This window comes from Xenorhabdus sp. NBAII XenSa04, assembly GCF_963866145.1.
Classification (GTDB): domain Bacteria; phylum Pseudomonadota; class Gammaproteobacteria; order Enterobacterales; family Enterobacteriaceae; genus Xenorhabdus; species Xenorhabdus indica.
In genome coordinates this window covers 1-207 of record NZ_CAWMEB010000416.1, presented here as the reverse complement: position 1 = coordinate 207, position 207 = coordinate 1, and the positions used below count along the sequence as shown (strand labels likewise).

At 40.1% G+C, this 207-nt stretch carries 1 protein-coding gene; it reads right to left on the bottom strand.

All coding sequences use genetic code 11. From position 1 onward, the window contains the following. Window positions 1-180 (bottom strand): transposase (locus AAC147_RS16225; protein WP_231571452.1); only part of this gene is annotated, 180 nt, incomplete at its 3' end. Between the last annotated feature and the right edge of the window lie 27 nt (window positions 181-207).

The window sequence follows — 207 nt, the reverse complement described above, 5'->3', positions numbered from 1 at the left end:
TATCACCGGGAATTCCGGATCCTCGTCCAACCTTTTTTGCATGTCATCAATAATCGATTCATGTATCCATCGTCTTATGCGACGGGGATTTTTCTTTGATGTTGTGCATTGAGATCGGATTGGACATTCATTGCACGCTAAATTGTTGAAGTAAACATCCAGTTCTACACCTTTCTCCATGACCTTTATTCGCTTTTGTAACCTTTT